This is a genomic window from Mesorhizobium sp. M0239 (assembly GCF_040321815.1).
GTDB lineage: Bacteria > Pseudomonadota > Alphaproteobacteria > Rhizobiales > Rhizobiaceae > Mesorhizobium.
Genome location: NZ_JAMYSG010000007.1, coordinates 155837 through 174408 on the forward strand (window position 1 = coordinate 155837; position 18572 = coordinate 174408).

23 protein-coding genes are annotated in these 18572 nt (G+C 61.5%); 13 read left to right on the top strand and 10 right to left on the bottom strand.

Translation table 11 applies throughout. The annotated features are described in order from the left end of the window. The first annotated feature begins 38 nt into the window (after positions 1-38). Positions 39-563: a hypothetical protein gene (locus tag NKI99_RS09360; RefSeq protein WP_352610645.1), complete on the top strand. Its 525-nt coding sequence runs from the start codon at positions 39-41 to the stop codon at positions 561-563. 253 nt (positions 564-816) lie between these two features. On the opposite strand, the gene NKI99_RS09365 is transcribed toward NKI99_RS09360, so the two are convergent. The 8 genes from NKI99_RS09365 to radC all read right to left on the bottom strand — a co-directional run bounded on the left by NKI99_RS09365 (position 817) and on the right by radC (position 8943). After that, complete coding sequence (locus NKI99_RS09365) at positions 817-2136, bottom strand: M20 family metallopeptidase (RefSeq protein WP_352610647.1); 1320 nt, start codon at positions 2134-2136, stop codon at positions 817-819. After that, a complete protein-coding gene (locus NKI99_RS09370; protein WP_352555247.1) occupies positions 2133-3092 on the bottom strand; it encodes an ABC transporter permease in 960 nt (319 codons plus the stop codon). Before NKI99_RS09370 ends, NKI99_RS09365 begins: the two co-directional genes overlap by 4 nt. Beyond that, entirely contained in the window at positions 3089-4036 is a 948-nt protein-coding gene (locus NKI99_RS09375) for an ABC transporter permease (protein WP_352610650.1), read from the bottom strand. Before NKI99_RS09375 ends, NKI99_RS09370 begins: the two co-directional genes overlap by 4 nt. 47 nt (positions 4037-4083) lie before the next feature. Next, positions 4084-5070, bottom strand: coding sequence for an autoinducer 2 ABC transporter substrate-binding protein (locus NKI99_RS09380; RefSeq protein WP_027036878.1), 987 nt, complete (start codon positions 5068-5070; stop codon positions 4084-4086). A 33-nt stretch (positions 5071-5103) separates the two neighbouring features. After that, positions 5104-5874 carry an ATP-binding cassette domain-containing protein gene (locus NKI99_RS09385; protein ID WP_352610652.1) on the bottom strand — a complete coding sequence of 257 codons (771 nt, stop codon included), beginning with the start codon at positions 5872-5874 and terminating at the stop codon, positions 5104-5106. A 27-nt stretch (positions 5875-5901) separates the two neighbouring features. Beyond that, positions 5902-6681: a glutamine amidotransferase gene (locus NKI99_RS09390; RefSeq protein WP_352610654.1), complete on the bottom strand. Its 780-nt coding sequence runs from the start codon at positions 6679-6681 to the stop codon at positions 5902-5904. A 66-nt stretch (positions 6682-6747) separates the two neighbouring features. After that, positions 6748-7929, bottom strand: a complete 1182-nt coding sequence (locus NKI99_RS09395) for a carbohydrate kinase family protein (protein ID WP_352610656.1) — start codon at positions 7927-7929, stop codon at positions 6748-6750. Between the two features lie 252 nt (positions 7930-8181). Further along, positions 8182-8943, bottom strand: coding sequence for a RadC family protein (radC, locus tag NKI99_RS09400; RefSeq protein ID WP_023810452.1), 762 nt, complete (start codon positions 8941-8943; stop codon positions 8182-8184). A 251-nt stretch (positions 8944-9194) separates the two neighbouring features. Here radC and NKI99_RS09405 point away from each other — a divergent pair, with 251 nt between their 5' ends. The 3 genes from NKI99_RS09405 to NKI99_RS09415 are packed head-to-tail and all read left to right on the top strand — an operon-like array spanning position 9195 to position 12177. Then, complete coding sequence (locus tag NKI99_RS09405) at positions 9195-10052, top strand: MipA/OmpV family protein (RefSeq protein ID WP_352610657.1); 858 nt, start codon at positions 9195-9197, stop codon at positions 10050-10052. A 41-nt stretch (positions 10053-10093) separates the two neighbouring features. Further along, complete coding sequence (locus NKI99_RS09410) at positions 10094-10855, top strand: response regulator (protein ID WP_031212976.1); 762 nt, start codon at positions 10094-10096, stop codon at positions 10853-10855. Then, on the top strand, positions 10852-12177 hold the full coding sequence (locus tag NKI99_RS09415; RefSeq protein ID WP_352610658.1) for a sensor histidine kinase: 1326 nt from the start codon (positions 10852-10854) through the stop codon (positions 12175-12177). The genes NKI99_RS09410 and NKI99_RS09415 overlap by 4 nt, the downstream gene beginning before the upstream one ends. A gap of 27 nt (positions 12178-12204) precedes the next feature. Here NKI99_RS09415 and map read toward each other — a convergent pair whose 3' ends face one another. Continuing rightward, complete coding sequence (gene map, locus NKI99_RS09420; protein ID WP_013532002.1) at positions 12205-13032, bottom strand: type I methionyl aminopeptidase; 828 nt, start codon at positions 13030-13032, stop codon at positions 12205-12207. Positions 13033-13232: 200 nt separating this feature from the next. On the opposite strand from map, the gene NKI99_RS09425 reads away from it, so the two are divergent. From NKI99_RS09425 to NKI99_RS09455, 7 genes are all read left to right on the top strand, one after another. Continuing rightward, positions 13233-13655: a hypothetical protein gene (locus NKI99_RS09425; RefSeq protein ID WP_023810457.1), complete on the top strand. Its 423-nt coding sequence runs from the start codon at positions 13233-13235 to the stop codon at positions 13653-13655. A 112-nt stretch (positions 13656-13767) separates the two neighbouring features. Beyond that, entirely contained in the window at positions 13768-14007 is a 240-nt protein-coding gene (locus NKI99_RS09430; RefSeq protein ID WP_023810458.1) for a hypothetical protein, read from the top strand. Between the two features lie 159 nt (positions 14008-14166). Continuing rightward, positions 14167-14463: a DUF982 domain-containing protein gene (locus tag NKI99_RS09435; RefSeq protein ID WP_128303352.1), complete on the top strand. Its 297-nt coding sequence runs from the start codon at positions 14167-14169 to the stop codon at positions 14461-14463. A gap of 70 nt (positions 14464-14533) precedes the next feature. After that, on the top strand, positions 14534-14938 hold the full coding sequence (locus NKI99_RS09440) for a DUF6074 family protein (RefSeq protein ID WP_245486113.1): 405 nt from the start codon (positions 14534-14536) through the stop codon (positions 14936-14938). 327 nt (positions 14939-15265) lie between these two features. Further along, complete coding sequence (locus tag NKI99_RS09445) at positions 15266-16459, top strand: pilus assembly protein TadG-related protein (protein WP_502895804.1); 1194 nt, start codon at positions 15266-15268, stop codon at positions 16457-16459. Positions 16460-16464: 5 nt separating this feature from the next. Next, positions 16465-16905, top strand: coding sequence for a TadE/TadG family type IV pilus assembly protein (locus NKI99_RS09450; protein ID WP_352610660.1), 441 nt, complete (start codon positions 16465-16467; stop codon positions 16903-16905). Continuing rightward, positions 16895-17302, top strand: a complete 408-nt coding sequence (locus NKI99_RS09455) for a TadE/TadG family type IV pilus assembly protein (protein ID WP_023810463.1) — start codon at positions 16895-16897, stop codon at positions 17300-17302. The genes NKI99_RS09450 and NKI99_RS09455 overlap by 11 nt, the downstream gene beginning before the upstream one ends. A 36-nt stretch (positions 17303-17338) precedes the next feature. Here NKI99_RS09455 and NKI99_RS09460 read toward each other — a convergent pair whose 3' ends face one another. Beyond that, positions 17339-17530 (bottom strand): hypothetical protein, encoded by a 192-nt coding sequence (locus NKI99_RS09460; protein ID WP_352555231.1) that lies wholly within the window; start codon positions 17528-17530, stop codon positions 17339-17341. Positions 17531-17695: 165 nt separating this feature from the next. Here NKI99_RS09460 and NKI99_RS09465 point away from each other — a divergent pair, with 165 nt between their 5' ends. Both NKI99_RS09465 and NKI99_RS09470 read left to right on the top strand, forming a co-directional pair. Next, positions 17696-17938 carry a hypothetical protein gene (locus NKI99_RS09465; protein ID WP_352555229.1) on the top strand — a complete coding sequence of 81 codons (243 nt, stop codon included), beginning with the start codon at positions 17696-17698 and terminating at the stop codon, positions 17936-17938. Between the two features lie 113 nt (positions 17939-18051). Continuing rightward, positions 18052-18354, top strand: coding sequence for a DUF1330 domain-containing protein (locus NKI99_RS09470; RefSeq protein WP_127297148.1), 303 nt, complete (start codon positions 18052-18054; stop codon positions 18352-18354). Positions 18355-18572: the final 218 nt, after the last annotated feature.

An 18572-nucleotide genomic window follows, 5' to 3' on the forward strand; every position in this document is an offset into this window, starting at 1 on the left:
GCGCTTCTATTGCGAGCGCTTGGTTGTTGGAGGGCGTGTTGAGACTGTTCGTCGAATTGGGACACGCTTCGGTAATCGCGCTGATCCTTGTTTCGGTCTGCGGCATTGCCCAGGCCGGCACGGTGCCTGACAACTGGCGGTTCGGCACGAGTGAAGACGGCCTCGTCACGGCCTCGCTCTATGCCACCAACAAGCTGATCACCGGCGGCGGTGCCTTGAGCTACAGCCCGATCCTGACGATTGCCTGCCGGGCAAACGGCGAGCCGTATTGGACTGAATGGCTGCAATTGAACGACGCTGTTTCGGCCAGCCGCAAGATCACCATGTCGATCACGGTCGATCAGGAGAGCAAGTTCGATGAAAGCTGGTCGGTCGGGCCGCGCGGCCGGATGCTGGTGCGCGATGGAGCCGACGGCATCAGGCGCCTTGTCGCCGCGAACCGGCTCCAGCTTTCCTGGCGGTTCGGGCTGCTGGCGGGGCGCGGCGAGGCCGATTTCGACCTCGCCGGGTTCGGCGAAGCGGTCAACCAGGTAGCCGGCAGCTGCAACACCGATCCGCCGTGAACGGACGCAACGGGCACGGCTTGCTGCACAGGCGTTCAGCTCAAATCACGTGCGCAAGCTCGCCGGGTGTCAGAACGCGACGACGTCACCAGGCAGGGGCGCAACCATGCCTGCAGTGCGGCAAAGATCGATCACTTGCCGCATGGCGGGAACTCGAGGGCGTGCCGCCGCCGGTCGATGACCAGAAGCCGCGGCTCCTGTCGAAGGGCCATGGCCCCTATGCTGCGTTGTCGCACTGCCAATCGTCTGCCCGCTAGCGGCACCATTTTTCGACGGCAATTGCAATTGCCTTGGTGCAATCGACGAGATCGCGCACCGAAACGCGTTCGTTCGGCTGATGCGCCTGCGCGGGGTCGCCGGGACCGAAATTGACGGTCGGCGTGTTGCCGAGTCCGGTCGGCAGGCCGATGTCGCTGTGCGCGCCAAAGCCACTCAGGACCGGCGAGAGATTGGCTTCTTTGACGGCCTCCTGGAAGACGCCGACAAAGGGATTGTCCGACGGGATTTCGGCGCAGTCGGCGTCGAGGATCCACTCGACGCGGGCGGGGTGCTTTCGCAGATATGGGTCTGCCTGACAGACATTGGCGATGTGCTCTTCGATTTCGCGTTTGACGTTGCCGCCCAGTTTGAACTCGTCATGCTCGCTTGGCAGATACTGGGCGTCGATGATGATCTCGCCGCGCCCTGCCATGGAGGACGGATGTTCGCCGGCGCTCATCTGGGTGACGATGATCTGGTTGGGCAGGTCCATCAACGGATGGTTCTTTCTGGGATCGAACATCCAGCGCCGGTTGAGGATGTCGATGCCGTCGAGGATCTGCCGGCAAAGCTGGACGGCATCGACCGGGCCGCTCGAATACCAGGCATTGGGCGTCAGCTCCGCATGCCCGCCTATGCCGTCAATGATGATCTTCCCCCACAGAATGCCGTGACAGAGCGGTGCGATCCTGTTCGCGGTCGGTTCGGTCATGATGCCGGCGTCGGCGTGAAAGCCGCGATCGACCATGGCCAGCGACCCCATGCCGCCGATTTCCTCGTCGACGACGGTGGTGAAGACGACGTCTCCGGACAGGGGAATGTCGAGTCCCCTCAGGATCTCGACGGCCATCAGCATGCAGGCGACGCCGCCTTTCATGTCGACCGTACCACGGCCGTGTAGAAATCCGTCCTTGAGGACGGGCTGGAACGGGTCGGTCGTCCAGTGCCCGGCGGCGCCGGGCGGGACGACATCGATATGGCCGGTCAGCATGATGGAGCGACCGCCGCCCGTGCCCTTCAAGATACCGCCGAGATTGGGCCGGCCTTCGAACGTCCTGCCTTTGTTGGCGCCGGCCCGCCCCTTGTATTTTTCGTAGAGTGCTGGGCCGTCCGGGTCCCATAGATCGGTCGAGAAGCCTAGCGCCTCGATCCGCTTTTGCAGATAGACCTGGCAATCACGCTCGCCGGGGCCGGCCTCCTTTGGATCGGATTTCACGATCGAGGGGAAGGCGACGAGATCGCTCAGCGTTTGGACGATACGGTCAGCGCTTGCCTCGACGCGCGCGGCAATGATCTCTTCCATGGACGGCATCATGATCTCCAACGTTGGGAAAGTCGGTCGGCGAGAAGGACAAAAACCAGAAGGGCGCCGACAATCCCCACCTGCCAAACCGTGTTGATGTTCAATTGCAGAAGGCCGGTCTTCAGCGTGACCAGCAGCAGGACGGCCGCGAACACGCCGCCGACGCCGCCGCGCCCGCCGGTGATGGCGATGCCGCCGAGCATGGCGGCAGTCAGCGATTCAAGTTCGAGGTTCTGGCCGATATTGGGCCTGCCGCTGCCGAGCCAGGCGATCGAGACGAGTCCCGCGGCGCCGGCGAGCGCGCCACTCAAGGCGTAGAGGACCAAGCGAACGCGATCGACCGGAATACCGACCAGCCTGGCCGAGCGTTCGTTGAAGCCCATGGCGTAGATCCAGCGCCCCCACGCTGTCGAGAGCAGCACCAAACCGGCTAGCGCAAAGCAGGGGATGGCAAGGGTGAGAAAGGGCAGGGGAATGCCCATGACGACGCCGCGCCCCCACACAAGCAGCCAGGAGGGCACGCCGGCTTGGGCCGCGCCGCCGGTAATGGCAAGTGCAGCGCCGGAATAGACGAAGAAGGTGCCGAGCGTCGCGATGAAGGGGAGAAGCGCGAGCCCGTTCACCAGCCATCCGTTCAAGGCACCGAGCATCGCGCCGGCCAGGATGCAGACGGCGGGCAGCAGGACCGGCGGCAATCCCAGCTTGAGGCAAAGCATCGCGACGATGGCGGACAGCGAGACCGCACCGCCGACCGAGAGGTCGATGCCGGCGCCACCGGCCATGATGACCAACCCTTGTCCAAGGCCGACCAGGGCAAGGATCGTCGAGAACTGAAGAATGGTGGTGACGGTACCGAGATTGAAGACAGAAGGCTTGAGCGCCAGCAGGCCGACAATCACGATCAGCCAAAGCATACAGAGCAGAGCCAGGGTAAGGGCCGGGCCCTGCAGGTTGCGGAGCGTTTTCATGCGCGGGCTCGTTGAAATCTGCCGAGCGGCAATCGGTTGCAAACAGCTTCGAAGCCAAGCACGCCGATGATGAGAACGCCGGTGACGACAGGCTGCCAAAGGGAGGGGACACCGATCAGCAGCAGACCGTTTTGCAGGATTCTAAGCAGAAGCACGCCGAGCACGGTGCCGATCAGGCTGCATCTGCCGCCCAATATGCTGGTGCCGCCAAGAATGACCGCGGCAATGGCGTCGAGCGCCAGCGTGCTGCCGATCGTCATCTCCACATTGCGGTAGGTGGCGACATAGAACGTGGCGGCAATGCCAGTCAGCACACCGCTGATGACGAAGGTCGTGAAGCGGATCTTGATCACTGGGATGCCAGAAAGCCGCGCTTTTTCCTCCGAATTGCCGATCGCCAGCAGATGCAGCCCATAAGGGGTTCGCCGCAGCGCCAGCCAGACGGCCAGATAGGCAGCGGCAATCACCAGGGCAGGGACGGGGACGCCGAGCACGCTGGTTGCAAGAAGATATGTAAGGCTCGAGGGCAGGCCCGAAAGCCATTGCCCTCCGAGAAGTACGAAGACGGCGGTGCGGTAGACACCGAGCAGGCCGAGTGTACCGACAATTGCCGGAACGCGGCCGAGGACAACGACGGCGGCGGTCACGCATCCCAGCAGCGCACCGACCAAAGGGCCTGCAATGAGCGCCAGCAGCGGATTGCCGCCGGCGCCGAGCACGCGCCCGATGGCGATCGCCGCCAGACCCATGACGATGCCGATCGAGACATCGATGCCGCCCATGGCGAGCAGCAGGGTCATGCCAAGGCCGATCAGCAGCAGTTCGACGCTGTTGCGCAAGACCGTGGCTGCATTGCCTGATGTCGCGTAGTGCGGCGATGCGACAGAAAAGATGACGATCGCCAGCAAACAGGCGACAAGCAGAGACCACTCCCGCCCGTTCATGGAGAAGACACCGTTTCCAAACTGCCGCACTACGTTCATCTCAGAGCTCAGAAGTTGAACTTGTCGACATTGTCCTTGGTGAAGACAGCCGGCGGCCCGAGAAGCAAAATGCCCTTGGCGGCATCATAGGTGACTGGCTTTTCCAGGCCGGCGACCTTGTTTTCCGCTTCGAAGCTCTTGCCGTCGATCAGCTGTTTGCCGGCCCAGACCGTGAGATAGCCGAGTTGCTCGGGATCCCAGAGCACGGTGAAGCCGAAGGCTCCGCTCTTCAGGTAGGACCGTGCCGTGTTCGGGCTGCAATAGCCGGCACCGATGACCGAGCCGATCTTGCCTGCGGTTTCGATGGCCTGGGCTACGCCCGGGCATGTCGAGGAGGCGACGGCGATGATGGCCTTGATGTCCGGGTTGGCCGCCATCAGATCGCCTGATATTTGCGCGGCGCGTTCGGCGGTGCCGCCGGCGAATTGCGGCGCGAGCAGCTTCAGCTTCGGATATTTGGCGGTGGCTTGCTTCTGCATGAAGCCGATCCAGGCGTTGAGATTGGACGCCGTTGCCTCGCCGGAGACGATGCCGATGGTTGCGTCCTCGCCGACGCGCTTGACGAGTTCGTCGACAATGGTTGTGCCGAGGCCTTCGTCGGTCGCCTGCGCCACATAGACGGCGCGGCCGCTGTCGGGCGCGTCGCTGTCACTGGTGAACAGCTTGATGCCTTTCGCCTTGGCGCTCTCGACCACGGGTGCGATGCTGGAGGCATCGAGGACGCTGACCGAGATCGCCTCGACGCCCTGATCGATCAGGTTCTGGACGATCTGCAACTGGTCGACCGGATTGGTGTCGACGGGACCGGAATAGATGAAATCGACGCCGAGATCCTTGGCGGCGCGATTGCCGCCGGCTTCCATGGCGTTGAAGTAAGGGATGCCGATCAATTGCGGAACGAAGGCGACCTTGTGTTTGTCCGCGGCATGCGCCGCGGTTGCAATGGCGAGTGACAGTGCGGATGCGGCGAGCACTTTCTTGAACTGTGAAAGCATTGTGTTTGAACCTCTCTGGAAATGACGTGCGTTTCAGTTTGTTTTTTCAAGCGCCCGCACGTCGGGATGAGCGCCTGTTATGAGCGAAACGACTTCCTCGTGATCGGTATCGGCAGCCAGCCGTTCGGCCACCTTGCGGCCGCGCCGGAACACCACGATGCGGTCGGCGACCTCGAAGACCTCGGAAATGTTGTGGCTGATGAGCACAACGGCACAGCCGCGCGCGGCAAGCCGCCGTGTCAGCGCCAGGACCTTGCGCGTTTCGGCAACGGCAAGGGCCGCAGTCGGCTCATCCATGATGACCAGCCTGGCATTCAGATTGAGCGCCCGGCAGATTGCGACGGCCTGGCGTTGCCCGCCCGACAGACTGCCAACAGGCGCTTCTGGATCGGAAATATGAGCATCGAGCTCCTTCAGCAGGCCGTCGACGCGCTGGCGCATTTCTTTGCGCTTCAGGAACGGAATGCCCAAAATGGAGCGTTTCAATTCACGGCCGAGAAAGACGTTTTCTGCGATCGGCAGGTTCTCCGAAAGCGCCAGTTCCTGAAAGATCGTCGCGATCCCCGATGCCGCGGCATCCTTGGGCGAGTGAAAGGCGACCGGATTGCCCTCGATCACAAGCTCCCCACCACTGGGCGGATGAGCGCCTGCCAGGATCTTGATGAAGGTCGATTTGCCGGCGCCATTATCGCCGAGAAGCGCCAGCACCTCGCCGGAGCGGATCTCCAGATCGACATTTGCCAGCGCGGTCAGAGCGCCGAAGCGCTTGGCGATGTTTCTGGCGACAAGAAAGGGCTCTGTCATGACGGGTTCCCCGACGATTGCGGACCGCTAGGCGTTGCTGACCCAGCGCAGCACGTTGGTCCAAAGCCTCGCGTAGCCAGGCCATTCGACAAAACTGTTCGGCAGCCAGTGAGGACCGATGTCCGACGTCCAGACCAGCGTACGCCCTTCGCCATGGCGCCCGGTGACCAGCAGGGGATGGCCGCCCTGGTCCTGCGGCAGCCGTGCCAGGACCTCGACATCGTCGCGATCACGGGCGATGACCTCGTTGGCACCGAGCAGCAGCGGCCATTCGCCCTCGATGCCGGCAAAAAGCGGGTGGTCTCTGGAACCAGTGATCTCAGGACGAAAGCCCTCCGGAATTTCGAGCCGGTCATCGTTGGGAAGGCAGGTCACCGGCAGCGCCTCCTCGACCGCCGTGCGATGCCAGCGCGCCTTGCCGTCAATGCCCTGGAAGCTGAAATAGCCGCCGATCATGATCAGGCCGCCGCCGGCCAGCGTCCAGTCGCGCAGCAGCTTGAGCCGGTTGGGAACCGTTTTGCCGTGGAGCCAGACATCGGGGTGGAGCAGGAGCGAATTCGCGCCAATGTCGGACAGGATGATCGCCCTGTATTGCGACAGCCCTTCCATGGTGAAAGGCAGCTTCTCGACGGCCTCGTGAGCGGGCATGTAGTCGAGATCGAATTCGCTGCCCTTCAAGGCGTCCACCAGGGGTGTTGCGCCCAGGTGAAAGGTGACGCTGCCGAACTGGTCGAACCCCTTGTAGTGGGTCGCCGAACTCACCCAGCTTTCGCCGACAAGAAGGACTTTTGTTTTCGCTATGATCATACTCTCCTGATTTCGTCGGTTGATGCGGTTTTCCGCGCCGGGTCGAAACGTCGATAAGCCATTGTTTCAACTGGCCATCACGGCATTGTTCGCCAGGGCCGCAGCCTTCAGCGTGGCAAAGTCTGCGATGTAACCCTGCGCGCCTTCGACCGTTGTCGTCAGGCTCGCCCCGATCGCCGCGTAGCGCGCGGCGTCGCCCAGCGACGCGCCATGCAGCCAAAGGGCAAGGAAGATGCCGGCAAAGCTGTCGCCGGCGCCCGTCGCGTCGACGCGATTGACCGGCAGCGCCGGCACCTCGATCTGCGGACCGCCATTCGCCGGAAAAACGACGGCGCCGAACTCGCCGAGGGTGAGCACGACCGTTCCCCGTTGTTTGATGCGTGACAGCATCAGCCGCACCTCTTCGATCGTCGTCGCCATGCGGCTGCGAAAGTCGAAGATCTCCCGTATCATCACATCGTTGATGAAGGTCAGATCGATCTGTTTGACCATCTGCGAGAAGGTTTCCGGCGTGCGTGCGCTTTTGGGAAGGCCGGCCGAATGCAGGCTCACCTTCCAGCCTGCGTGATGAAAGCGCGCGATGGAGGCGGTCATCGTCTCGTAGTGAAAGCCTTCGATATGAAGGCAGGCCGGACGTTGCTCGGGCTGGATATCCAGATTGGCTGTCAGGTCGACCTCGCCAAGCTCGAACGGTTCGCTGATGATCGTCCGGCTGCCGTTGCGCTCGATGATCACGATCGCCTGGGAGAGTCGGTTGTTGGGCGTGTTGCGGATCGGCAAGGCGTGGACACCCAGTTTCGAAAGCGCGCCGAGCGCCCAATCGCTCTCTGGATCCTGGCCAACCGCTGTCGCCAGTTCAACGTCCAGCGCGTAGGGTGCTCCGATGCCGGCGGCGGCAACCGCGAGATTGGCGGCGGGGCCACCCAGCGCCTTGTCGATGTGGCTGGCGGTGATCCGGTCGTCGCGATGCGGCAGCACGTCGACGCGGCACAGGAAGTCGACACTCACCCTGCCGGCGACCAGAAGTCTTGGCAGGTGATCGAGGTTCTTTGGCCTGTGTGGCGCGCGGCCCGGCAGTGAGCGCGCAAAGGAGCTCGGCCGATACATCAGCGCGGCAACCGCCTTCTCGATGCGGTCGCGCGTGCCTTCCCTCAGGCTGGCCGTTCCATTGATGAAGTTCGACACCGTGCCGATGGAGACATCGGCGGTTCGTGCGACATCCGCTATGGTCGGGCGCTTGCGTTGCAATGGCGGAGTTCCAATTGAAGCGTTTCAAAACGGTAAGCGAAAATGCGATGCCTCAACGGAATTATCTTCTAAAAATCAAAGAGAGAATTCTTCTAGATTGGAAGATTAATCCAGAAATAGCGGATACTGGGATCCTCTTTCCAAGATTGAACAATTTTCAAATTTTTTGGCAAAAGATTGTGCAAGCGAATTTCCTGCACTTCATTCGATCGCCCGGGCTTGATCGGGCGGTCGTGGCATGCCCCCGGCCCGTCAGATCAGCAACAGGCCCTTCATGCTGGCGTATCCCTTGCGCCCGATGATGATGTGGTCGTGCACCGCGATGCCCAGCCGCTTGCCCGCCTCGATGATCTCCTTCGTCATTTCGATATCGGCTCGTGAGGGTGTGGGGTCGCCTGACGGGTGATTGTGGACCAGGATGATGGCGGTGGCCGAGAGTTCGAGGGCGCGCCTGACCACCTCGCGCGGGTAGACGGGCGTATGGTCGACGGTGCCTGTCTGCTGAACCTCGTCGGCGATCAGCGCGTTCTTCTTGTCGAGGAACAGGATGCGGAACTGCTCGCGCGCCTCGAAGGCCATGACCGACCGGCAATAGGCAAGAAGCTGCGTCCAGGACGAGAGGACTTCGCGACTCTGCACCTCTCCGCGCGCCATGCGCTGCGCGGTTGCCGCGACGATCTTGAGATCGAGCGCCACCGCAGGGCCAATGCCCTTGACTTCCTGCAGGAGGCCAACCGGCGCCCCGAGCACTTCGGCCAGCGTGCCGAAGCGTGCCAGCAGCGCCTTGGCCGCCGGTTTGGTGTCGGCACGAGGGATCAGGCGAAAGAGCAGAAGTTCCAGAAGTTCGTAATCGGGCAGGGCATCCGGCCCCGCCAGGGCAAAGCGCTCGCGCAAGCGGTCGCGATGGCCGAGGTAATGCGGCTTTTCGTCGAGCGTCGCCTTGGCTTTCGCCGCAGGCCGCATCGGCGCTTCGGAGAAGAAACTCCGCTCGTCGTCGTCGCTTGTGTTCCCCATACACCGCCTACATTGCTCCAGCACAGACATTAGAACTGTTCTGGCCGGGATTGAAACAGTTCTGTTCCCCGATCGCGAGACGATCCACGGCAGATCGTGGCAGCTCCCGCTGTCAGTCTATGGCTTCCCTATACGGCAAGATGAAACCACGATTGCGCAACAAAACTTAACATCACTTAACGCATGCGGCCACTTTCACCTGACATGTTGGCGCCATCGGAGGCTCGTGGCCTCGCTATACTGGAGCGCGCATGTTCGCCAAAATCGACTCTGGACTATTTGCCGGCCGGGCATCTCTCGCGGCCATGGCAATCCTGCTTTCGACGCATTCGGAGGGCGCGCTGGCGGCAGACGCCATTGCCGTGAATTCCGATGATTTTACCCTGCCGCCCGAGCCTTCCCGTTTCGGGCGTTTCGAACAGAAGCTGGCCGACTGGCATGTCGTGCTCGGCGGCGGGGCCATCATCGTCCCCAAATACGAGGGCAGCGATGAGTTCAAGATCATGCCGGTGCCTTTCGTCACGGCGACATTCCTCGACACGGTGACGATCGATCCGACAGGTGCCAACATCGCCGTCTATGGACAAGGACCGTTCGCGTTCAGCGCGCGGCTTGGCTATGAGATGGGCCGCAAGGAAGACGACTCCGACCATCTGCGCGGCTTGGGGGATGTCGACATGGGCGCGACGGTCGGCGCGAAGGCAGCGGCGAAGTTCGGTCCAGCCGAAATATTCGCGCAGCTGGACAAGACCATCGGCGGCAGCGATGGCCTGGAGGGCAGGGTGGGGATCGAGGTGACCCGGCCTCTGTCTCAATCGTTGATGATCGGCGCCAGCGCGTCCGCCGTCTTTGCCGACGAAAATTACATGCAGGCCTATTTTGGCGTCACGCCCGAACAATCGGCTCGCTCGGGGCTGGCGCGCTATGATGCCGGCGCCGGTTTGAAGCACGCCGATTTTTCGATTTCCGCCACATATATGCTTGACGAGAGCTGGATGGTGCGCGGCGAAGCGGGGGTCGGTGTTCTTTTGGGTGACGCTGCCGACAGTCCTGTTGTCGTCGAAAAGATCCAGCCTTCAGGGATGCTTCTCGTCGGATATCGGTTCTGACGCCTACCCAGGCACCAAATGCAGGCTAGACAAACTCCGGAATGGCACAGCAACGGCACCAAAGCGATTTGAGCGCCGAATCCAGGTCGGCAAGGCAAGGTTCGCGCATCCTCATTGTCGAAGACGATCTTGAGATCGCACGGATGCTGGGCGAGACGCTCACCGACAACGGCATGATCGTGGAAATTGCCGAGAGCGGCGTCCAGATGAATGCCGCGCTTCGCAACCAGAAATTCGATCTCATCGTGCTCGATGTCATGCTGCCGGGCGAAAATGGTCTCAACATCTGCCGCCGTCTTCGTGCCGGAACCAACATTCCGATCCTGATGCTGACCGCGCTCGGCGAGGAAATCGACCGCATCTTCGGGCTGGAAATCGGCGCCGACGACTATGTGACGAAACCGTTCAGCGCGCGCGAACTGACGGCCAGGATACGGGCGCTGCTGCGCCGTACAGCCTATACTCCAGACGAGCGGGACTGGTCGAAGGTGCTTCGTTTCAACGGCTGGCGCCTCGATCCCATACGACGGCAATTGCATGACCCCAACAATGCGCGGGTTACGACCACGACGCATGAATTCGACCTGTTGCTTGCGTTTTGTCGCAATGCAGGACGGGTTCTCTCTCGCGAGGAGCTTCTGGGCGTAACCCATGCCGGGCTCGCGGGGCCGATCGAGCGTAGCGTCGATGTCCATATCAGTCGAATCCGCAGGAAGATCGAAAAGGATGCGCGCGATCCGGTGCTTTTGAGGACCGTTCGGTTGGGTGGCTACATCTTCACCGCGACGGTGGAGGAAGCATGAAGGGTTTCATCCGCCGTTTCTTGCCACAGTCCGTGCGTGGGCAGTTTGTGGCGATCATTTTCATCGCGGTGATCGTGATCATGTTCGTCGGTTCGGTCGTCGAGAGTTTCATGGAGAACGTCGACCTTCCCGCCGCGGAAGATAACGCAAGGCGTGCGGCCGTTGTTGCTGCCTTGTTGCAAGAAACGCCGGCGGAGGCGCGTGGGGCAATTCTGGCGACAGCAACGCGGGCCGGCTTTGATTTCGAGATATTGCCCAAGGAGCAGATACGCGGCATTCCCCAGTCCTATCTGCAATGGCGAAGTGTCGAATGGCTTTTGCGAATCGACAGGGGGACGGTTGATGGACGCTGGCTAAGGATCGGCGGCCGATACGCGTTTGTCATCGACCTGGACCAGCAGGACGTCCTGGCCCATTTCGGCATGCCCGATTCCTGGCTGACATCGGGCCTCGTCCGTGCCTCGTTCTACAGGTTCATGGCTTTCGTCGCCTTGCCCGTGCTGATCTGGCTGTTTGCGGTTTGGGCCGTGACGGATCCATTGAAGCGCATCTCGGCAGCAGTCGGTTCGGCCGAGATCGAGAATGGCGAACAGCTCTTCGTCGAACACGGTTCCATTGAAATGGTGGGCTTGGCGCGCGCCCTGAACAGGATGAGGACGCGCATCCGCACGATGATCGAAAATCGCACGCGCATGTTGCGCAGCGTCAGTCATGATCTGCGCACGCCGTTGACGCGGCTGCGGCTTCGCGCCGAGCGTATGGATGATGGCCCAATCCGAACCGCAATCCTGTCCGATGTCCAGCACATCGAAATCTTGATCGACGAGACCCTGACCTATCTGCGCAACGATGTTTCGACGGAGAAGCTGCAGCGCGCCGACATTACCAGCGTTCTGCAAACCGTCTGCGCCGAATTCTCCGATGTCGGATTTCCTGTCTCATATTCCGGGCCGGACCGGCTCCTGGGCTGGTGCAAGCCCAATGCATTGGCGCGTGCCATCGCCAATCTTTGCGACAACGGGGTCAAATTCGCTGGCAATGTCACGGTCGCCTTGACGGCGACCGGCACGGCGGCGCGCATCACGGTAGGGGATGATGGGCCGGGTATTCCGATGACGGCACGCGCCCGTGTTTTCGAACCATTCTTCAAGGAAGATGCGTCGCGCGGTATTGCATCGAAGCATGGCTTCGGTCTGGGCCTGTCGATCGTTGCCGACATCGTCCAGGGTCACGGCGGTAGGATCGAATTGGAGGACAACCAGCCCAGCGGACTGGTCGTCACCATCGACCTGCCGAATGCCGCAGGCGTGCAGTCGGCATAGACGGCCTCCTGCCGGGTAGATGCGCCGCTAGGCCGGCAGGCCGGGGCGATCGAGCTTTTTGGGCGACAGCGTGAAAATCTCGCACCCTGTGTCGGTCACGCCGATCGTGTGCTCGTACTGCGCCGACAGCGAGCGGTCGCGCGTCACCGCGGTCCAGCCGTCCGACAGAACCTTCACATGCGGCCTGCCCAGATTGATCATCGGCTCGATGGTGAAGATCATGCCAGGCCGCATCTCTACGCCCTCATTGGCGCTGCCATAGTGCAGGATGTTCGGTGCGTCATGGAAAAGCTGGCCGACGCCGTGGCCGCAGAAGTCGCGCACCACCGAGCAGCGCTCGCCTTCGGCAAAGGTCTGGATGGCGGCGCCGATGGCGCCGGTGCGAGCGCCGGGCCTGACCGCCGCTATGCCGCGCATCAGGCATTCATGCGTGACTTCGAGCAGGCGCTCGGCGGCGCGCTTGATCGTGCCGACCGGATACATGCGCGAGGAATCGCCGTGCCAGCCGTCGAGGATGTAGGTGACGTCGATGTTGACGATGTCGCCATCCTTGAGCGGCTTGTTGTCGGGAATGCCATGGCAGACGACATGATTGATCGAGGTGCAGGACGATTTCGTGTAGCCGCGATAGTTGAGCGTCGCCGGTAGCGCGCCGTGGTCCATGCCGAATTCGAAGACGAAGCGGTCTATTGCTTCGGTGGTGACGCCGGGCTGGACCATCGGCACCAGCTCGTCGAGGCAGCGTGCGGTGAGATCGCATGCCTTGCGCATGCCGGCAAAGCCGTCCTCGCCATAGAGGCGGATCTGGCCGGTATTTCTGAGCGGGGCCGTGGCGGCGTCGAGATAGGTGACCATTTTGTCCGTGTAGCGGGTAGGGCTCTGCAGGAGAGCCAGCGTGAGAATTTCCCCAGATTTGGCACTTGAGGGCAAAAGGTTCAAGGAAGAACTGTCTGATGCGGCCGCGCGCTTCCGGATATTTGCCTCGCATGGGCGATGTCTTGCCGGTTTTTGCCCGGTTTGCTTCCCTTTCTGGCCATGGTGCGTTAGGGCGGGTGATGTTTTCGAGATCGCGTCCCTTCGCGGCGGCCAGGCAAACCGGATGGCCTGAAGCGCCGCTGACGGCAGCGTGCTCATGCCTGATGGGCATGGTGCTGCTGGCGATGCTGTGCTTCGGCCTGCCGGCGGCGTCAGGCTTTGCGGGGTCTGCGCCAAGCGGTGCCAGTGTCGGTGTCGAGCGGTCGGGCGAGGTGGCGGCGCTGCTGCGTGTCACCGGCAAGGCGCAAGCGCTGGAAGTTCGTGCCGGCCGTCCGCTCCTGGTCAAGTTCGCCGGCGGCCATCCCGCGCTTCCGGTCCCCGACGCTGTTTTTCTTTGGGCCGAACGGACATCGCAAAGAGCGATGGTTTCGGGATATGGGGCCGCTCCGGTTCCCGGGGCGAGCACCAATCAGCCGCGCGCACCGCCGACCATCACGGCCTGAGCGGTCCAGGACCGTACCCTTTACCTCATTCGTTATTCCTGTTGCGTCGTGATCGTGCGGCGGCTGTCGGCCGCGCAGCGGTCGCGCGGCGCGTCATTTCCGGATTATTTCAATGCAACAACGCATCAAGACTTTCAAAACCCTGTCGCGCGCGGCCTCGGCTGCCATGTTTCTCTCCGTCCAGGCGCTCATCTGCATCGGAACCGTCTATTGGGCGGTTGCCGAGACGCTCGGCCTGTCGGCGATGGCGGCCCTTGTTCTCGGCGGCATCTTCGCCGTGCCGACGGTATTTGTACTGATCACCGCCATTCGCATGGCCTTCGACGCGGAGACGGATTCGGCGAACCAGTGAGCATATGGCACCCAGGACAGATCTCGGATGCGCGATTTCTTTGGCGCGATGTGGCGGCCCGCGACCCAAGTGACGACACATTTCTGAGCCAAAAGCCGGTCAAAGCAACTTTTGACGACGAACGGCGTTGCCTCGGCGACGCCGTTCGGGAGACAGGAAATGGATAGACTGCAATTCGAGGTGCCGGTGCGCATAGCGCCTGGATCCGGTCTGCCAGTCGAGGAGATCTATGGCGTCGAACAGGCGCTCGATTTTCTCCAGGACTGGCCTGCGCGCCGTCAGGGCCCGATCTATCAGAAAGCGTTCAACGCCTGCTTTGGCGCCACGGTGGAGGTGGTCAAGACCGAGGATGCCTGCCGGGCGTTCATGGCGTTTTGCCGCGCCAGTGGACTGATGGCCAGGGACATGATGACGCCGCGCAAGCGCGGCGGTGAGGCGAGGGCGCTCCAGGCCTGAGGGCCGTCGCCCGTTTCGCCTGCCCCGATTCCTACGTCAACGATCGCGTTTGAACGCACGCGGCGATGTCGTGAGCGTAGGGCTGCGCCCTTTCGTCCCCGACGACCGCAGCACCTACGTCAGCGCCGTTAAGCTTCCGTTTCCACCTTCCCGGCTACGCCATTGCTTGTTGGCGATGGTGATTCGTTGCGTCAGTCTCATGGTTTGGAAGATGTCCCCAGAAAAAGTCCGTGCATTCCCGATCGACCGTCAGGTATTCTTGGTTAGAGAGGTTGCCGCCAAGCTCGGCAACCTGCATGGCGAGACCGCCACCTCGTTCTGGAGAGCCAAGGCGTCGGAGTTGCTCGATCTTGTGGTCGGATCCGGCAGGGACAGAACAGCAGCCGGCGATGAAGTGCGCAGGTTTTTCCTGGCCGTGCAGCGAGAGATGTTGGCTGATACGGCCTCGGAGTCGATGCCAATTCTTTCCGCTTGAAGCAAATCCTGAACCTCCATCCTCCACACATGCATCAGTAATTTGTAAATACACTTACTCCGGTGTGTTTTTCGGAGACCCGGTCGTTGTTCGCGCGGTCTCGGCTGCGAATCCGGCAATTTCCCGCCGGCCTTGAGGGGTGGCCCACTCTGAGACATCGATGCGCTTGCGCGTTGGTCAGCCAGCGAAACACTTCTTTTTTGAAGCCAATGGACCACTGCTCAAAAATGCAACGAACTTTTTAGCCATTCGTTCATCTATGCGTGCTTTCTAATTTAAACCATGGCCTTGAGTAGCTTCACCCGTGTTCGGCTTGTAATGGACGCCATGCGCCGGAGCACGGGCGCTAACGTCGCCACCATTTTTGCTCTGACCTTGCCGGTCGTTGTCGGCGGCGCAGGCTTCGGTGTCGAGACCTCCTATTGGTACTACAACAGCCTGAAATTGCAGGCGACGGCCGATGCCGCCGCCTATGCCGGTGCGCTCGAACAGATCTCGGGTTCCAACAAGCCGACAATCGTCGCGGCCGCGACCCAGTCGGCCGCGACGAACGGGTTGGGCTCGGGCACCATCGTCGTCAATACGCCGCCGGCGTCCGGACCGAACACGGCGAAGAAAGCGGTCGAGGTCATAGTCCGCCAAAACCTCGACCGGATGTTCACCTTGATCTTCACGCAGACCCCGGTTCCCGAGCAGGCGAGGGCGGTCGCACTTATCATCGATGGCTCGAAGGCCTGCATGGAAGCGCTCGATCCGGTCGCCCCACAGGCTGTACTGTTTTCCGGCAATACCAGCGTGAAGGTCACACACTGCGTCATCATGTCCAATTCGAACGCCCCGGACGCCATCAAGCTTCAGGGCTCGGCGGCCCTCCAGGTGGATTGCCTGATATCGGCGGGCGGCGTCTCCCTCAGCAATCCCGTCACCACCGTCTGCGAGGCCCCGATCACCCAGGCACTGCCTGCCGCCGATCCATTTGCCGACCTGCCAACGCCTGCGGCCAGCAACCCGTGCAAGAATATTAACGGCAACAAGACGACGCAGACAATCCAGCCCGGGACCTATTGCGGTGGCATGAACCTTAACGGCACCATCACGCTGTCTCCCGGCGTCTATGTCGTGCAGGGCAATTTGAAGATCAACGCGGGTGCGGTCATTTTGGGCACCGGGGTTACCATCTTCATGCAAGGCAGCAACACCGTCAGCATGAACGGCAACGCCTCCGTGAAGCTCAGCGCGCCGACTTCAGGCACCTATTCCGGGGTGCTGTTTTATGGCGACAGGACGGGGACCGCGGCCCAGAGCACCTTCAACGGCACGGCGGACTCGCTTTTGACCGGCGCGCTCTATTTTCCTAAGCAACAGGTCAATTATCTCGGCAACTTCTCGGGCAACAGCGGCTGCACCCAGGTGGTCGCCAACACAATTCAATGGTCCGGCAGCGCGACCGTCAACCAGGATTGCAAGAGCCTCGGGATGCGCGACATTCCGGCGGCGCAGTCCGTGGCGCTGGTAGAGTAGCCTCCGTGGAACGCCGATCGGTGCCGATCCTGAGCGATCAAGCGGGCGTTGCGGCGGTCGAATTCGCAATGGTGCTGCCCATCCTGTGCCTGGTGCTGCTCGGTATTCTGGACGGCTGGTCTTACGTAACGAGTTCGCTCTCGATGCGCGCCGGCGTGAAGACCGCCTCGAACCTGGTCATGAGCGGATCGACCAATGATGCGGCGACCAAGGCTGTTGCCATTGCGAGCTGGGAGAATCGGCCGGAGGACGGCCAGGTCACGCTAAGCCGGATTTACATGTGCGGGACGGCCGTGGTCGACGCTGCCACCTTGTGCAGTGGGCCGAAGGTGCCGTCGGTCTATGTCCAGATCCAGGCATCGGCCACCTGGGTGCCGCCAATTGCCTTCGGCCCATTTGCCACTTCCACTGTAATCGGTCACCAGGAGATGATCCGTGTCCGCTAGGGTAAGCGCGTTCCGGCAGGATCGATCGGGCGGGGCCGGGCTGGAGTTCGCGCTGATCGCCCCCTTCCTCGTCATGCTGCTGTTCGGGATCTTCGCTTTTGGCTGGTCGATGCACTCGGTCTCCAGTGTTCGCTATACGCTGGAGACGTCAGCGCGCTCGCTGCAGCTTAAGAACACGCTGACCCAGGCCGACATTCAATCGATCGCCACGCAGAAATTGCAGGCCTTGGGGTTTAAAGACGTGAACGTCACGATCGCCATCGACCCCGTGAGCGGCGGCTTCCGCATGGCGCATCTGACCGCGGCCTATGCCTTCGTCATCGACTTCCCCTACTTCAGTTCCTTCCCGATCAACTACGCGACAACCGTTACCGTGCCGCTGCTTGGCAGCGGCTAGGCTGTGGCCTGATAGCCTCGCGCGCTGGGGCTCTGCTTACTTGTACGCCTTGAGCGCGATCAGACCACCGAGAATGGTTATCGCCATGAGGATCAGCGCCCACGACACAATGTTGTGTGACAGACGCCTGCGGCGACTGCGCAGGGCCCGGTCCCGCCAGCGTTTGGCCTGATCAGCCCCTGTTTTTTGTCGATCCACATCCTTCTCCACGAGCAGAATGCGACTCATGCCGGCTGGTGTCCAGATCGGCACCGGTTTTGGCGGTCACGATGCAAGCTTGGCACTCAGCCTGCTTTTGATGGCACGGGGCTAGATAATATATTTCGTAGTGCTAATATTAAGGTGACGCTAGGTCATGTCCGACCATCTGTCGGGTGCAATATGGGGGTTCAAATGAGAGTGGCTGTATTTTGCGTGGCTGTCGTTTTCGCTACGGCTGGTGTCGCTGTTGCCAAGGAAAAGAAGGTGGCGGTCAGTGACGCCGCCGCCTTGTGTTCCACCAACCCGTCAGCCAAGAAGCCCGTTCCAAATCTGGACTGCGGTTTCACCGGAACCGCCAAACCGGAAGATAGCGGCGCAAAGGCAGAGCCGCGCCTCGGGTACGACTCCAACCCGTGGATTGTAACCGGCTTTTGACTTCGCATTGGCGGATGCCGGTTGAAGCGCAGAAGAGAGTTGTCTTAACCGACAGGCCCCACCCCGGCACCGGAGCGCAACGATCGGGCGCCGTCGAGGAGAAGGAAGCGCAAATGGCCGCCTATCTGATCGCGGATGTAGACATAAAGGATGCTGCCGTCTTCGAGGAATACCGGCGCGATGTGCCAGCCACCGAGGAGCGTTATGGTGGGAGATATCTAGGTCGTGGCGGTGCGACCAAGGTTTTGGAGGGTGATTGGGAGCCACACCGTTTGGTTATTATCGAGTTCCCCGACATGACGTCATTGATGGGCTGGTACAATTCGCCGGAATACGCCCGCCTTATTGAAATCCGGAAGCGTTGCGCCAATACCAGGATAATTGCGCTTGAGGGGGTTGCAACACCCACTCTTTGACCGTGGTGGCTCGCCTTCGCCTTCATCAGGCAGAATCCGGCTTTTTGCCCGAATCCGCACACCGCGAAGTCAGCTGTTTAAAGCCGGGAAACCAGGCAATAAATACGGGCTTACCACCACTGCGGGGCTTTCTCATCATCGCAGTGCCGAGAACCCAACTCGACCGTGCAATTGAAAAGCCCGCCACGGGGGCGACCTGCGGCGGGCTCTTGGAGCGG

Excerpts from the sequence above, each read along its gene's own strand:
- NKI99_RS09425 (WP_023810457.1), top strand. The coding sequence starts at position 13,233 with ATGTTTTCGAGATCGCGTCCCTTCGCGGCGGCCAGGCAAACCGGATGG.
- NKI99_RS09365 (WP_352610647.1), bottom strand. The coding sequence starts at position 2,136 with ATGATGCCGTCCATGGAAGAGATCATTGCCGCGCGCGTCGAGGCAAGC.
- NKI99_RS09380 (WP_027036878.1), bottom strand. The coding sequence starts at position 5,070 with ATGCTTTCACAGTTCAAGAAAGTGCTCGCCGCATCCGCACTGTCACTC.
- NKI99_RS09375 (WP_352610650.1), bottom strand. The coding sequence starts at position 4,036 with ATGAACGGGCGGGAGTGGTCTCTGCTTGTCGCCTGTTTGCTGGCGATC.
- NKI99_RS09410 (WP_031212976.1), top strand. The coding sequence starts at position 10,094 with ATGGCACAGCAACGGCACCAAAGCGATTTGAGCGCCGAATCCAGGTCG.
- NKI99_RS09405 (WP_352610657.1), top strand. The coding sequence starts at position 9,195 with ATGTTCGCCAAAATCGACTCTGGACTATTTGCCGGCCGGGCATCTCTC.
- NKI99_RS09390 (WP_352610654.1), bottom strand. The coding sequence starts at position 6,681 with ATGATCATAGCGAAAACAAAAGTCCTTCTTGTCGGCGAAAGCTGGGTG.
- NKI99_RS09465 (WP_352555229.1), top strand. The coding sequence starts at position 17,696 with ATGAGAGTGGCTGTATTTTGCGTGGCTGTCGTTTTCGCTACGGCTGGT.
- NKI99_RS09370 (WP_352555247.1), bottom strand. The coding sequence starts at position 3,092 with ATGAAAACGCTCCGCAACCTGCAGGGCCCGGCCCTTACCCTGGCTCTG.
- NKI99_RS09415 (WP_352610658.1), top strand. The coding sequence starts at position 10,852 with ATGAAGGGTTTCATCCGCCGTTTCTTGCCACAGTCCGTGCGTGGGCAG.
- NKI99_RS09430 (WP_023810458.1), top strand. The coding sequence starts at position 13,768 with ATGCAACAACGCATCAAGACTTTCAAAACCCTGTCGCGCGCGGCCTCG.
- NKI99_RS09435 (WP_128303352.1), top strand. The coding sequence starts at position 14,167 with ATGGATAGACTGCAATTCGAGGTGCCGGTGCGCATAGCGCCTGGATCC.
- radC (WP_023810452.1), bottom strand. The coding sequence starts at position 8,943 with ATGGGGAACACAAGCGACGACGACGAGCGGAGTTTCTTCTCCGAAGCG.
- NKI99_RS09445 (WP_502895804.1), top strand. The coding sequence starts at position 15,266 with ATGCGCCGGAGCACGGGCGCTAACGTCGCCACCATTTTTGCTCTGACC.
- NKI99_RS09460 (WP_352555231.1), bottom strand. The coding sequence starts at position 17,530 with ATGAGTCGCATTCTGCTCGTGGAGAAGGATGTGGATCGACAAAAAACA.
- NKI99_RS09470 (WP_127297148.1), top strand. The coding sequence starts at position 18,052 with ATGGCCGCCTATCTGATCGCGGATGTAGACATAAAGGATGCTGCCGTC.
- map (WP_013532002.1), bottom strand. The coding sequence starts at position 13,032 with ATGGTCACCTATCTCGACGCCGCCACGGCCCCGCTCAGAAATACCGGC.
- NKI99_RS09385 (WP_352610652.1), bottom strand. The coding sequence starts at position 5,874 with ATGACAGAGCCCTTTCTTGTCGCCAGAAACATCGCCAAGCGCTTCGGC.